Annotated in this window: 12 protein-coding genes and 1 pseudogene; 2 read left to right on the top strand and 11 right to left on the bottom strand. The window is 53.3% G+C overall.

Features of this window, described 5'->3' with window-relative positions; translation table 11 throughout:
- On the top strand, nt 1-130 hold a 130-nt coding region (locus BGK49_RS00240; protein WP_001554957.1), incomplete at its 5' end, for an IS1 family transposase.
- A gap of 120 nt (nt 131-250) precedes the next feature.
- On the opposite strand, the gene carB is transcribed toward BGK49_RS00240, so the two are convergent.
- The 10 genes from carB to BGK49_RS00305 form a co-directional block, all read right to left on the bottom strand.
- Complete coding sequence (gene carB, locus BGK49_RS00250) at nt 251-3,472, bottom strand: carbamoyl-phosphate synthase large subunit (RefSeq protein ID WP_001126376.1); 3,222 nt, start codon at nt 3,470-3,472, stop codon at nt 251-253.
- Between the two features lie 17 nt (nt 3,473-3,489).
- The gene (gene carA, locus BGK49_RS00255; protein ID WP_005039063.1) at nt 3,490-4,638 is read right to left on the bottom strand and encodes a glutamine-hydrolyzing carbamoyl-phosphate synthase small subunit; all 1,149 of its coding nucleotides are present in this window, start codon (nt 4,636-4,638) and stop codon (nt 3,490-3,492) included.
- A gap of 455 nt (nt 4,639-5,093) precedes the next feature.
- Entirely contained in the window at nt 5,094-5,915 is an 822-nt protein-coding gene (dapB, locus tag BGK49_RS00270) for a 4-hydroxy-tetrahydrodipicolinate reductase (protein ID WP_000543610.1), read from the bottom strand.
- Between the two features lie 166 nt (nt 5,916-6,081).
- The gene (gene rihC, locus BGK49_RS00275) at nt 6,082-6,996 is read right to left on the bottom strand and encodes a ribonucleoside hydrolase RihC (protein WP_001239139.1); all 915 of its coding nucleotides are present in this window, start codon (nt 6,994-6,996) and stop codon (nt 6,082-6,084) included.
- Nucleotides 6,997-7,061: 65 nt separating this feature from the next.
- Complete coding sequence (gene ispH / locus BGK49_RS00280; protein WP_001166395.1) at nt 7,062-8,012, bottom strand: 4-hydroxy-3-methylbut-2-enyl diphosphate reductase; 951 nt, start codon at nt 8,010-8,012, stop codon at nt 7,062-7,064.
- Between the two features lies 1 nt (nt 8,013).
- Entirely contained in the window at nt 8,014-8,463 is a 450-nt protein-coding gene (gene fkpB, locus BGK49_RS00285; protein ID WP_000004655.1) for an FKBP-type peptidyl-prolyl cis-trans isomerase, read from the bottom strand.
- Nucleotides 8,464-8,531: 68 nt separating this feature from the next.
- The gene (gene lspA, locus BGK49_RS00290; RefSeq protein WP_000083372.1) at nt 8,532-9,026 is read right to left on the bottom strand and encodes a signal peptidase II; all 495 of its coding nucleotides are present in this window, start codon (nt 9,024-9,026) and stop codon (nt 8,532-8,534) included.
- On the bottom strand, nt 9,026-11,842 hold the full coding sequence (ileS, locus tag BGK49_RS00295; RefSeq protein ID WP_001286855.1) for an isoleucine--tRNA ligase: 2,817 nt from the start codon (nt 11,840-11,842) through the stop codon (nt 9,026-9,028). The genes lspA and ileS overlap by 1 nt, the downstream gene beginning before the upstream one ends.
- A gap of 42 nt (nt 11,843-11,884) precedes the next feature.
- The gene (ribF, locus tag BGK49_RS00300) at nt 11,885-12,826 is read right to left on the bottom strand and encodes a bifunctional riboflavin kinase/FAD synthetase (RefSeq protein WP_000767329.1); all 942 of its coding nucleotides are present in this window, start codon (nt 12,824-12,826) and stop codon (nt 11,885-11,887) included.
- Between the two features lie 7 nt (nt 12,827-12,833).
- On the bottom strand, nt 12,834-13,052 hold the full coding sequence (locus BGK49_RS00305; RefSeq protein ID WP_001295417.1) for a DUF2575 family protein: 219 nt from the start codon (nt 13,050-13,052) through the stop codon (nt 12,834-12,836).
- Between the two features lie 102 nt (nt 13,053-13,154).
- Here BGK49_RS00305 and rpsT point away from each other — a divergent pair, with 102 nt between their 5' ends.
- Nucleotides 13,155-13,418: a 30S ribosomal protein S20 gene (gene rpsT / locus BGK49_RS00310; protein ID WP_001274021.1), complete on the top strand. Its 264-nt coding sequence runs from the start codon at nt 13,155-13,157 to the stop codon at nt 13,416-13,418.
- A gap of 233 nt (nt 13,419-13,651) precedes the next feature.
- Here the strand turns inward: rpsT and BGK49_RS00315 are convergent.
- Nucleotides 13,652-13,951: pseudogene (locus tag BGK49_RS00315) on the bottom strand (IS1-like element IS1X2 family transposase); the annotation flags it as partial.

Genomic DNA, 13,951 nt, shown 5'->3' on the forward strand with positions numbered 1-13,951 from the left:
TGAGCGACATAATCTGAATCTGAGACAACATCTGGCAAGGCTGGGACGGAAGTCACTGTCGTTCTCAAAATCGGTGGAGCTGCATGACAAGGTCATCGGGCATTATCTGAACATAAAACACTATCAGTAAGTTGGAGTCATTACCCCCCAAAAGATTTACTTAATGGGCAAAAAAAACGGTCCTCATCAGAGAACCGTATTACTTATTCGATCAAATTAGCGGATGAAAAATATCCGCCATGACACGCTATTATTTGATCTGCGCGTGCATTTCCTGCACCGAAATTACTTTTTCGGTCGCGTCGGCATTCAGCGCCATCGCGGTAGCGAAACCACCGTTCAGGGTGGTGTCATAATGCACTTTATATTGCAGCGCACTGCGACGGATCACGCGGGAGTCTTCAATCGCGCGACGGCCTGAAGTGGTGTTGATGATGTAGGTATATTCGCCATTCTTGATGCGGTCCTGAATGTGCGGACGGCCTTCATGCACCTTGTTCACCAGACGCGGATTAATGCCCGCTTCGCCCAGCACAATCGCCGTGCCGTGGGTCGCATCCAACTCGAAGCCCTGTTTCAGCAGTTTTGCCGCCAGGTCCACCACGCGTTCTTTATCGCCTTCGCGCACGGAAAGCAACGCACGACCGTGTTTCTTCATGGTGGAGTTGCTGCCCAGCTGCGCTTTGGCAAACGCTTCAGCGAAGGTGCGGCCCACGCCCATCACTTCCCCGGTGGAGCGCATTTCTGGCCCTAACAGCGGGTCAACACCCGGGAATTTATTGAACGGCAGCACCACTTCTTTCACCGAGTAGTACGGCGGGATAACTTCTTTGGTTACGCCCTGCTCAGCCAGCGATTTGCCAGCCATCACACGCGCCGCCACTTTTGCCAGCGGTACGCCGGTGGCTTTGGAGACGAACGGAACGGTACGCGCCGCACGCGGGTTAACTTCAATCAGGTAGACTTCGTTGTTTTTCACCGCAAACTGCACGTTCATCAGACCGCGCACCTGCAATTCGAAGGCCAGTTTCTGCACCTGCTGGCGCATCACATCCTGAATTTCCTGACTTAAGGTGTAGGCTGGCAGAGAACATGCGGAGTCACCGGAGTGCACGCCCGCCTGCTCGATGTGCTCCATGATGCCGCCAATCAGCACCATTTCGCCGTCGCAGATGGCATCCACGTCAACTTCTACCGCGTCATCAAGGAAGTGATCCAGCAACACTGGCGCATCGTTAGACACGCTGACCGCCGTCTGGAAGTAGCGACGCAGGTCAGCTTCGTCATAGACGATTTCCATCGCCCGACCGCCGAGAACGTAAGACGGACGTACCACCAGCGGGTAGCCAATCTCTTTCGCCTTCTCTACCGCCATTTCAATAGCGGTAACGGTGGCGTTCGCCGGTTGTTTCAGTTTCAGACGCTCAACCGCATGCTGGAAGCGTTCACGGTCTTCTGCACGGTCGATAGCATCCGGGCTGGTGCCGATAACCGGTACGCCAGCAGCTTCCAGCGCGCGCGCCAGTTTCAGCGGGGTCTGACCGCCGTACTGAACGATAACGCCTTTCGGCTTCTCAATACGCACGATTTCCAGCACATCTTCCAGAGTTACCGGCTCGAAGTAGAGGCGATCGGAAGTGTCGTAGTCGGTGGAGACGGTTTCCGGGTTACAGTTAACCATAATGGTTTCGTAACCGTCTTCGCGCAGCGCCAGCGAGGCGTGTACACAGCAGTAGTCGAATTCGATACCCTGACCGATACGGTTCGGGCCGCCGCCGAGAACCATGATTTTTTCACGGTCGGTAGACGGATTCGCTTCGCACTCTTCTTCATAAGTGGAGTACATGTAAGCGGTGTCGGTGGCGAACTCTGCCGCACAGGTATCCACGCGCTTATAAACCGGGTGCAGGTCATACTGGTCGCGCAGCTTGCGGATTTCCGCTTCGCGCACGCCCGCCAGTTTTGCCAGACGCGCATCGGCAAAACCTTTGCGTTTCAGCTGGCGCAGGAATTCAGCGTTCAGGCCAGTGATGCCCACTTCCGCTACTTTCTCTTCCAGACGCACCAGTTCTTCAATCTGTACCAGGAACCAGCGGTCAATATTGGTCAGGTTGAACACGCCGTCCACAGACAGGCCCGCACGGAAGGCATCGGCGATGTACCAGATACGCTCTGCGCCAGCATCTTTCAGTTCGCGACGGATTTTGGTTAACGCTTCCGGGTCATCGAGGCTCACTTTCGGGTCGAATCCAGTCGCACCGACTTCCAGGCCGCGCAGCGCTTTTTGCAGGGATTCCTGCTGCGTGCGACCAATCGCCATCACTTCGCCAACCGATTTCATCTGAGTGGTCAGACGGTCGTTAGCACCAGCGAATTTTTCGAAGTTGAAGCGAGGAATTTTAGTAACCACATAGTCGATGGACGGCTCGAAGGAGGCCGGAGTACGTCCGCCAGTGATGTCGTTCATCAGTTCGTCGAGGGTGTAACCCACCGCCAGTTTCGCCGCCACTTTAGCAATCGGGAAACCGGTCGCTTTCGACGCCAGCGCCGAAGAACGGGACACGCGTGGGTTCATTTCGATAACAATCAGGCGACCGTTTTTCGGGTTCACCGCAAACTGGACATTGGAACCACCGGTTTCAACGCCGATTTCACGCAGCACCGCCATCGAGGCGTTACGCATGATTTGATATTCTTTGTCGGTCAGCGTTTGGGCTGGCGCGACAGTGATGGAGTCACCGGTATGGATGCCCATCGCATCAAAGTTTTCGATAGAGCAGACGATGATGCAGTTGTCGTTTTTATCACGCACCACTTCCATCTCGTACTCTTTCCAGCCGATCAGCGACTCATCAATCAGCAGCTCTTTGGTTGGGGAGAGATCCAGACCGCGGGCGCAAATTTCTTCAAACTCTTCGCGGTTATAAGCGATACCGCCGCCGCTACCGCCCATGGTAAAGGATGGGCGAATAATGCACGGGAAGCCCACGTCAGCGGCAACCGCCAGCGCTTCTTCCATCGTGTGTGCGATACCGGAACGCGCGGTTTCCAGACCAATTTTCTTCATCGCTACGTCGAAACGACGGCGGTCTTCTGCTTTATCAATCGCATCGGCGGTCGCACCAATCATAGTCACGCCGAACTCTTCCAACACGCCCTGACGCTCCAGCTCCAGCGCGCAGTTCAGCGCCGTCTGACCGCCCATCGTTGGCAGCACCGCGTCCGGGCGCTCTTTTTCAATAATCTTGCGTACTACTTCCCAGTGAATCGGCTCGATGTAGGTCGCATCGGCCATTTCCGGGTCGGTCATGATGGTCGCCGGGTTGGAGTTCACCAGAATGACGCGGTAACCCTCTTCGCGCAGGGCTTTACATGCTTGCGCGCCAGAGTAGTCAAACTCACACGCCTGACCGATAACAATCGGGCCCGCACCCAGAATCAGGATACTTTTTATATCTGTACGTTTTGGCATGGCTCTTTTACTCCTGATTACTTAGCGGTTTTACGGTACTGCTCAATTAACTCGATAAAGTGGTCGAACAACGGCGCTGCGTCGTGTGGCCCAGGGCTGGCTTCCGGGTGACCCTGGAAGCTGAACGCCGGTTTATCAGTGCGATGAATGCCCTGTAACGTACCGTCGAACAGGGATTTATGCGTGACACGCAGGTTTGCAGGTAATGTTGCTTCATCCACCGCAAAACCGTGGTTCTGGGCGGTGATCATCACCACGTTTTTCTCCACATCTTTAACCGGATGGTTGCCGCCGTGGTGACCAAATTTCATTTTGACAGTCTTCGCACCGCTCGCCAGCGCCAGCAGCTGATGACCGAGGCAGATGCCGAATACCGGAATATCGGTTTCGAGGAATTTCTGGATGGCGGTAATGGCGTAATCGCACGGGGCCGGGTCGCCAGGACCGTTGGAGAGGAAGATGCCGTCTGGATTCATTTTCAGCACATCTTCCGCAGAAGTTTGCGCCGGAACGATGGTCAGGCGACAGCCTCTATCCACCAGCATCCGCAGGATGTTGCGCTTGGCACCAAAATCATAAGCCACGACGTGGAACGGCAGCTCGTCTTCTTTTTTCGCTTCTGGCAGGCCGCCGGTCAACGTCCAGCTCCCTTGTGTCCAGCTATAGGCTTCTGCGGTGGTCACTTCTTTTGCCAGATCCATGCCATTCAGACCTGGGAACGCGCGGGCTTTTTCTAACGCCAACGCCGCATCCGGGTTATCGCCTGCGATAATGCAGCCATTCTGTGCGCCTTTCTCGCGCAGTAAACGCGTCAGCTTACGGGTATCGATATCGGCAATCGCCACGATGTTATGGTGCTTCAGGTAAGAAGAGAGGTCTTCGGTATTACGGAAGTTGCTGGCAATCAGCGGCAGGTCGCGAATCACCAGACCTTGTGCATGTACCTGAGAAGATTCTTCATCGGCGTCATTAGTGCCGACATTGCCAATATGGGGATAAGTAAGAGTAACGATTTGACGAGAATAGGAAGGATCAGTGAGGATTTCTTGATAACCGGTCATTGAAGTATTGAAAACGACTTCCCCAAGCGCCGAACCTGTTGCCCCTATGGCCCGACCGTGAAACTGGGTTCCGTCTTCCAGAACCAATAGCGCTGACTTAATCAAAACACCCTCCATAGAATATTCACTCACTTTATTTGCATATTAATTCACAATGATGACGTAAATCAATGCAAATCTGCTTACCGACGAATTTCTGGCAAACGGCGGCATTCTGGAGATATGGGCGCTAAAAGTCAACTTAATGGCGGGATTTTTTATATTATTTTGTGGCTCATGCATGTTTTACAGGCATTAAGCGACAAAAAGATCATATAACCTGTTCTGGAAAACGCTTGCGCAGCAAGAAGATTGCATGAAATAAAAGCGAGCAGGGAAAAGTGGACCAAATGGTCAAATTTTACATTAAAACAACAAAAACAGAAGACAATACATGTAATTTTTGGCACTTATATACAATTTAAAAACATAACACTAAAAATAAAAGGGCCAATAATTAAAGCCCTTTATAATCAATAAATTAAATGTATTATTTTTGCACCATAACAAATATTTTGTGGTTACAAACTATTGAGATCAAGCACATCTCGCATATCAAAAAGACCACTTTCCTTACCACTCAACCACAAAGCCGATCTTACCGCGCCGTTAGCAAATGTCATGCGGCTGGACGCCTTATGGGTGATCTCCAGACGCTCGCCAATATCGGCAAACATCGCGGTATGTTCGCCAACGATGTCACCTGCACGCACGGTGGCAAAACCAATGGTGCCAGGCACACGTTCACCGGTGTGGCTTTCACGACTGTAGACCGCGCAATCTTTCAGATCTTTATCAAGGGCGTGGGCGATCGCCTCTCCCATTGCCAGTGCGGTGCCTGACGGCGCATCAACTTTATGTCTATGATGTGCTTCAATAATTTCGATATCGGTGTAGTCACCCATCACTTTGGCTGCTTTCTCCAGCAGCTTAAGCATGACGTTAACGCCAACGCTAAAATTGGCGGCAAAGACAATCGCAATATCGGCGGCGGCGTCACGAATCGCCTGTTTACCGGCTTCGTCAAACCCCGTAGTGCCGATCACCATCCCTTTGCCATGCTGGCGACAAAAAGCGAGATGGTTCAGCGTACCTTCCGGACGGGTAAAATCGATAAACACATCAAAATCATCTTTTACCGCATCGAGGCTGCTTTGCACGGTAACGCCTGTTTTCCCTGCACCAGCCAGCTCACCGGCGTCGCTGCCCAGTAAAGAAGATCCTTCGCGCTCCAGCGCCGCGCCCAGCTGCACGCCTTCTAATGCCAGCGCCGCCTGAATCAACTGGCGGCCCATACGCCCCCCGGCTCCCGCGATGGCAACGCGGATGTTTGCATCATGCATAGCTATTCTCTTTTGTTAATTTGCATAGACCGTTTTCAGAGTAACCAGCGCATCGCTACGCCGCCAGCCAAAAACGCTGATAATTAGAAATTAATGATAAACAGGGAGGGATATCAGTGAAAGGCATGAGTCGATGAATGACTGCATGCCGATAACATGTGACAGGTTACGACGCCAGAGCCAGCACCTCAGCCACCCACTGCTGGAAGCCTTTCACATCCAGATCCAATGCCACCTTTACATTGGCTGGTTTGCCCAGGCAACCGTCGATATCAACCACCGTCGTGCCTGAGGTAAATTCGCCCTGAGTTTCCACTGCCACAAAACACGGTTTGAGAGTGAACAATTCCGGGCGCACCAGCCAGGCAATAGCGCAAAGGTCGTGCATACGCAGTCCACTTTGCATACTGCCGCTACGGTAGTGGCTAAACAGGGCGTGGAGCATTTTTCCGGTGCGATTCAACTCCGGCAAAGTAGCGAGATAGTCAGGGGTTAATATTGCCTGATTGGTGACATCCAGACCGCACATGACGATTTCGATGCCGCTACGGAAGACACAGGCAGCCGCTTCTGGATCGGCAGCGATATTAAACTCGGCGTTTGGTGTGCAGTTGCCGCGACCAGCAGAACCGCCCATGATCACCAGACGACGAATATACGGTTTACATTCCGGGCATTGTGAAAGTAACAGCGCAATATTGGTTAACGGGCCGATGGCCACCAGGGTAACGGGCTCTGGTGCACGCATCAGGGCATCCCGAATCGCCAGAAACGCTGGTATCCCGAGCGGCTTTCGGTTGTGCTCAACAAAGTCGTAGCCAGCCATTCCCGATTCGCCGTGCACAGATGCCGCATCACGCGGTGCGCGTACCAGCGGCACAGCGGCTCCCTGGGCGAGCGGAATCTCCGCATTCCAGAAATGCAGCAGTTGCAGGGCGTTGCGGGTGGTTTTCTCAACCGAGACATTACCCGCGACGGTGGTCATCAGTTGCAGGTCGAGTTCGGGTGCAAAAATCGCGGCGGCAATGGCGACGGCATCGTCAATGCCGGGGTCAGTATCGAGGAAGATAGGTAAACGCATGTTTTCTCCATAAAAAATGCCGGTAACAAGACCGGCATTTTCGCATAACTTAGGCTGCTAATGACTTAATCGACTTCACGAATATCGACACGCAGCTCTTTCGGCACTTCGAAAACAATGTTTTCTTCACGGCCTTCCAGCGGAATGGCTTCACCACCGCCCAGCTGCTGCAAACGTGCCACCACATTCTGCACCAGAATATCCGGAGCCGATGCGCCCGCAGTCACGCCGACGCATTTAACCTCTTTCACCCACTCTTCCTGGATGTCTTTCGCATCGTCAATCAAAAACGCGCGTTTGCCCATACGCTGGGCCAGCTCCGCCAGACGGTTGGAGTTGGAGGAGTTTTTCGAACCGACCACCAACACAACTTCCGCCTGTTCTGCCAGGGCGCGTACCGCTTCCTGACGGTTAGTCGTGGCGTAGCAGATGTCATCTTTGCGCGGACCGACAATTTTCGGGAAGCGTTTACGCAGCGCGTCGATCACATCAGACGTGTCATCCACCGACAGCGTGGTCTGGGTCATAAAGGAGAGCTTCTCTTCGTTTTTGACCGTCAGTTTCCACACATCGTCCGGCGATTCGACCAGATACATTCCCCCTTCCGGGTTACTGTACTGGCCCATTGTCCCTTCCACTTCCGGGTGCCCGGCGTGACCGATGAGAATAGATTCTTCGCCACGGCGACTGGCGCGGGCGACTTCCATATGCACTTTGGTCACCAGCGGACAGGTCGCGTCAAATACCGTCAAATCGCGACTTTTTGCTTCGTTACGTACCGCCTGAGAAACACCGTGTGCGGAGAAAATCAGGATCGCGCCGTCCGGTACTTCGCTAATCTGCTCAATAAAGATAGCCCCACGCTCACGCAAGCTATCGACCACATAGCGGTTATGTACCACTTCGTGACGGACATATATCGGTGCGCCGTAAATGGCCAGCGCGTTTTCAACAATGCTGATAGCGCGGTCTACCCCGGCACAAAAACCACGCGGGTTGGCCAACAGGATCTGCATGTTACGCCTCCAATGCCGGATCGATTTCCAGCACTTCAATATCAAAATGAACGGTCTGCCCGGCCAGCGGATGGTTGAAATCAACGGTAATGGAGTCGCCGTTAATTTCGCGGATCACGCCAGGCATCTCACTGCCATCCATTGCGGTAAAAAGCATGATTGCGCCAATTTCTGGCTCGCCTGCATCCATAAATTCACGGCGGGAGAAGTACTGAATCAGGTCCGGTGACGGCACGCCAAACGCCGCATCTGGCTCCAACGAGAAGGTGGTTTTATCGCCCACTTTCAGCCCCAACAGGTGTTGCTCCAGCCCTTCAGAAAGAGAAGCATCACCCAGGCGGAACAGCGCCGGTTTACCGTTGTTGCGGGTAGACTCGGCGGTGGTGCCATCGTCGAGTTTTAGCGTGAAGTGCACCAGGACGGCGCTATTGCTCTGTACAGATTCAGACATGCAGGTTTGCTCTTATATTTGAGGATTTTTGCCGGATGCGGCGTAAACGCCTTATCCGGCAGGGTTTATTATTGTTTTTTCGCTCTAGAAGGCAAAAAACCTTCCAGCACAATCAGTGCCGCACCGACACAGATGGCAGTATCGGCAAGGTTGAAGGTGGCGAAGTGCCAGTCGCCGACGTAGAAGTCGATCATATCGACAACAAAGCCGTGCCACAGGCGGTCGAACAGGTTGCCCAGCGCGCCGCCAATAATCAGCGCGTAAGCGATATTGTTTAGCTTCTGCGTGGCCTTCGAGCGATACATCATCACTGCCAGGATCACGCTAATACCAATCGCAATACCGGCAAAGAACCAACGCTGCCAGCCGCCGCTATCGGCAAGGAAACTAAACGCCGCGCCATAGTTACGCGCATAATGCAGATTAAGCGACGGGAACAGCGGGACCGTATCCCCCAGAGCAAAGTTCTGGAGGATCAGGTATTTGCTGCCCAGATCGATAATCAGCACGACTACCACCAGCCACAGCCAGCGTAGCCCTGTTGAACAGATCGATTGACTCATCAGGCAAACTTACGTTTTTCACCGTCACCGGCGACGTTGCTGACACAGCGGCCGCAGATTTCTGCGTGTTCCGCCACCTTGCCGACATCCTGGGTGTAGTGCCAGCAGCGTGGGCACTTCTCACCTTCGGCTTTACTCAACGCGACTTTCAGCCCTTTGAGTACTTCGCTCTGCTGAGCATCAGCAGGTGCGTCGTGATAGTCTGCAACGGTAGCGCCGGAGGTCAACAGGACAAATCGTAATTCATCGCCCAGCGCGGTCAGTTTCGCCGCCAGTTCCGGTTCTGCATACAAGGTTACTGCCGCTTCCAGCGAGCCACCCACTTTCTTGTCGGCACGCGCTTGCTCAATGACTTTGTTCACTTCGCCACGCACTTTCAACAGCTCGTCCCAGAACGCATCGTTCATCGCTTCGCTGTCTGCCAGGCCAAACAGGCCTTCGTACCACTCACCGGTGAAGACGTATTTTTCACGTTCGCCCGGCAGGTAGCCCCACACTTCATCAGCGGTGAAGGAGAGGATTGGTGCCATCCAGCGCACCAGCGCTTCTGCGATGTGATACAGCGCAGTCTGGCAGCTACGACGCGCCACACTGTCCGCTTTGGCGGTGTACTGACGGTCTTTGATGATGTCGAGGTAGAAGGAACCCATCTCAACGGAGCAGAAGCGCATCAGACGCTGTACCACTTCGTGGAAATCGTATGCTTCGTACGCCTTGAGGATGTCTTCCTGTGCCGCTTTCGCACAACCTACGGCCCAGCGATCCAGTACCACCATCTCTTCCGGTTTCACCATATCTTTTGCTGGATCAAAACCGTTCAGGTTTGCCAGCAGGAAGCGCGCGGTGTTACGGATACGACGATAGCTATCGGCAGCACGTTTCAGGATCTCGTCAGAAACGGCCATTTCACCGGTGTAGTCGGTTGATGCCACCCACAGACGCAGAATATCCGCGCCCAGTTTGTTCATCACATCCTGCGGCGAAACGGTATTGCCGATGGATTTAGACATCTTGCGGCCCTGACCATCCACGGTAAAGCCGTGGGTCAGTACCTGACGATACGGCGCTTTGCCTTTCATCGCGGTGGAGATCATTAGGGAAGACATGAACCAACCACGGTGCTGGTCAGAACCTTCCAGATACATGTCCGCTGCGTGACCGGCAAATTCCGGACGCACGTCAACAACAGAAGAGTGGGTAGATCCGGAGTCAAACCATACATCCAATGTGTCCGGCACTTTCACGTACTGATCAGCTTCATCGCCGAGGATCTCTTTCGCATCAAGATCCCACCACGCCTGGATGCCGTCAACTTCAACGCGTTTTGCCACTTCTTCCATTAGTTCGAGAGTACGCGGATGCAGCTCTTCCGTGTCTTTGTGCACGAACAGTGACATCGGTACGCCCCAGGTGCGCTGACGGGAGATACACCAGTCAGGACGGTTAGCAACCATCGACTCGATACGCGCCTGGCCCCAGTCCGGGATCCACTGCACGCCTTTGATCTCTTTCAGTGACTGCGCACGCAGACCTTTCTGATCCATGCTGACGAACCACTGCGGCGTCGCGCGGAAGATGATCGGCGTTTTGTGACGCCAGCAGCACGGATAGCTGTGCTGCATTTTCTCAACGTGCAGCAGCGCGCCTTTTTCCTGCAGCAGCGCAACGACGATGTCGTTCGCTTTGAAGACGTTCACGCCATCCAGCGTCGGATAAGTGCCCGGCAGATAAGTGCCGTCCGGGCCAACCGGGTTAGCGGTTTCCAGGCCGTATTTCTGACCGATCACATAGTCGTCCGGGCCGTGGCCAGGCGCGGTGTGAACGGCACCGGTACCGGCGTCCAGGGTAACGTGATCGCCGAGGATTGCCGGAACGTCGAAGCCCATAAACGGATGGGTAAAGCGCAGCAACTCAAGCTCCGCACCTTTTACCGTGCCGAGAATGGTGTAATCGGTCACGCCGATACGCTGCATTACGCTTTCAACCAGATCTTTCGCCAGAATCACGGCCTGACCGTCGATCTGCACCAGCGCATAGTCGAAATCAGGTGCAATAGAGATTGCGCGGTTCGCAGGCAGAGTCCACGGCGTAGTGGTCCAGATCACCAGCGAGATTGGGCCGTTAACGTTGCTTACGGCAAATTTTGCTTTCAGTGCATCCTGATCGACCGCCTGAAAAGCAACGTCGATGGACGGAGAAGTTTTGTCGTAATACTCAACTTCCGCTTCCGCCAGCGCAGAACGGCAGTCAACGCACCAGTGTACCGGCTTCGCGCCTTTGTGCAGGTGACCGTTGCCGATGATTTTACCCAGCGCGCGGATGATGTTGGCTTCAGTTTTGAAGTCCATGGTCAGGTACGGGTGCGACCAGTCGCCCAGCACGCCCAGACGGATAAAGTCTTTGCGTTGACCGTCAACCTGGGTCGCCGCGTATTCGCGGCACTTGGCGCGGAACTCGGCGGCGGTGAATTTCTCACCCGGCTTACCGTATTCTTGCTCTACTTTCAGCTCGATCGGCAGACCGTGGCAGTCCCAGCCAGGCACATACGGCGAGTCATAACCGGAAAGCCCTTTGGACTTCACGATAATGTCTTTCAGAATCTTGTTAACCGAGTGACCAATATGAATGCTGCCATTCGCATAAGGAGGGCCATCATGCAGAATGAAGGTTTTTTTGCCTTTTTTAGCCGCACGGATGATGCCGTACAGATCATCATCAGTCCAACGCGCCAGCATTCCCGGTTCGCGCTTGGCGAGATCGCCACGCATCGGGAACCCTGTTTCCGGCAAATTCAGGGTTGATTTATAGTCACTCATCAGATTCTCGGTTCCGTGTTTCGGTTTGATTACATAACAGGCTTAAGCCGGTTTTGTTAGCCCAAAAAATTCGCGGGCGGTTAATTCATCACGCGCAATCTGCGCTTTCAGTTCGTCCAGCGACGCAAATCGCTGCTCATTGCGTATTTTTTTACGCAGCACTACTTGTATATGGCGACCGTAAAGGTCCATTGCAACATCTAACAAATGCACTTCCAGCTGCTGGCGAATACCGGCAACCGTTGGGCGTGTTCCGATGTTTGCCACGCCGGGTAACGGCTTTTCACCGAGGCCCAGCACTTCTACCGCATAAACCCCTTTCACCGGGGAAACCTGACGGCGTAGCGGTACATTCGCCGTCGGGAAACCTATAGTGCGCCCTAATTCATCACCGTGGACTACACGCCCGGAGATGGCAAACGGGTGCCCCAGTAAACTTTCTGCCAGAGCCAGATTGTCATCCGCCAGCGCCTGACGCACAGCGGTGCTGCTAATACGCACGCCACCTTCGCAAAAAGTTTGCGTACTAGTGATATCGAAGCCGTATTCCATGCCAGCTTTCTGTAATAACAAGAAATCGCCTTCACGACCAGCGCCAAAGCGGAAATCATCCCCTACGGCAAGAAATTTTACGCGCAAATGCTTCACCAGAAGATCGCTGATGAAATTTTGCGCGGTTAACGCCGCGAAACGCCTGTCGAAACGCACGCACAGCACGTAATCAACGCCACACTCTGCAAGGTAACGCAGTTTTTCCCGCAGCCGGGTCAGTCTTGCCGGGGCTTTATCGGTAGCAAACAGTTCCAGTGGTTGAGGTTCAAAAAGCATCACCATCACCGGTAAGTTGCGCTTGCGCCCTTCTTCCTGCAAGCCCTGTAACAGCGCGCGATGACCGCGATGCACGCCGTCGAAATTACCAATAGTCAGCACACACCCTTCTTGCGGGGCCTGGCTGAGATTATGTATGCCGCGTATCAGCTTCATGTCTGGCTCAAAACAGTGAAAATCGTCCGAGTATACCTTGTACAGCGGTCAAGGTTAACCGGCGATTGAGTACCGAAATCAGAAAGAAGTGGCTTTTCATTGCCATGGCGCAAATAACGGGAAGAAAGTGACCGCCTGCTGCAATTTTTATCGCGGAAAAGCTGTATTCACACCCCGCAAGCTGGTAGAATCCTGCGCCATCACTACGTAACGAGTGCCGGCACATTAACGGCGCTTATTTGCACAAATCCATTGACAAAAGAAGGCTAAAAGGGCATATTCCTCGGCCTTTGAATTGTCCATATAGAACACATTTGGGAGTTGGACCTTGGCTAATATCAAATCAGCTAAGAAGCGCGCCATTCAGTCTGAAAAGGCTCGTAAGCACAACGCAAGCCGTCGCTCTATGATGCGTACTTTCATCAAGAAAGTATACGCAGCTATCGAAGCTGGCGACAAAGCTGCTGCACAGAAAGCATTTAACGAAATGCAACCGATCGTGGACCGTCAGGCTGCTAAAGGTCTGATCCACAAAAACAAAGCTGCACGTCATAAGGCTAACCTGACTGCACAGATCAACAAACTGGCTTAATCGCCAATTTGCTGAAGCTTTGTGAAAAAGCCCGCGCAAGCGGGTTTTTTTATGCCTGCTGCTTTTATGATGCGTGAGAGAACACACTACCGGTTGCCAGATAGTCAAAAGATGCTGGCTTTTGCAGACATGCCGTTACACTTTCTGAACTCTTCGTGGCTTAAGAATCGTAGAACCATCGGCTGATACATTCTGAACAAGAATATCTACTCAATCTCGGTAATGACTCCAACTTACTGATAGTGTTTTATGTTCAGATAATGCCCGATGACCTTGTCATGCAGCTCCACCGATTTTGAGAACGACAGTGACTTCCGTCCCAGCCTTGCCAGATGTTGTCTCAGATTCAGATTATGTCGCTCAATGCGCTGAGTGTAACGCTTGCTGATAACGTGCAGCTTTCCCTTCAGGCGTGATTCATACAGCGGCCAGCCATCCGTCATCCATACCACGACCTCAAAGGCCGACAGCAGGCTCAGAAGACGCTCCAGTGTGGCCAGAGTGCGTTCACCGAAGACGTGCGCCACAACCGT

Source organism: Shigella sp. FC1544, from assembly GCF_001722145.1.
Classification (GTDB): Bacteria; Pseudomonadota; Gammaproteobacteria; order Enterobacterales; family Enterobacteriaceae; genus Escherichia; species Escherichia coli.

Coding starts and splice junctions, on each gene's coding strand:
- carB (WP_001126376.1), bottom strand. CDS start 3,472: ATGCCAAAACGTACAGATATAAAAAGTATCCTGATTCTGGGTGCGGGC.
- ileS (WP_001286855.1), bottom strand. CDS start 11,842: ATGAGTGACTATAAATCAACCCTGAATTTGCCGGAAACAGGGTTCCCG.
- dapB (WP_000543610.1), bottom strand. CDS start 5,915: ATGCATGATGCAAACATCCGCGTTGCCATCGCGGGAGCCGGGGGGCGT.
- ribF (WP_000767329.1), bottom strand. CDS start 12,826: ATGAAGCTGATACGCGGCATACATAATCTCAGCCAGGCCCCGCAAGAA.
- lspA (WP_000083372.1), bottom strand. CDS start 9,026: ATGAGTCAATCGATCTGTTCAACAGGGCTACGCTGGCTGTGGCTGGTG.
- BGK49_RS00305 (WP_001295417.1), bottom strand. CDS start 13,052: ATGTGCCGGCACTCGTTACGTAGTGATGGCGCAGGATTCTACCAGCTT.
- fkpB (WP_000004655.1), bottom strand. CDS start 8,463: ATGTCTGAATCTGTACAGAGCAATAGCGCCGTCCTGGTGCACTTCACG.
- ispH (WP_001166395.1), bottom strand. CDS start 8,012: ATGCAGATCCTGTTGGCCAACCCGCGTGGTTTTTGTGCCGGGGTAGAC.
- rihC (WP_001239139.1), bottom strand. CDS start 6,996: ATGCGTTTACCTATCTTCCTCGATACTGACCCCGGCATTGACGATGCC.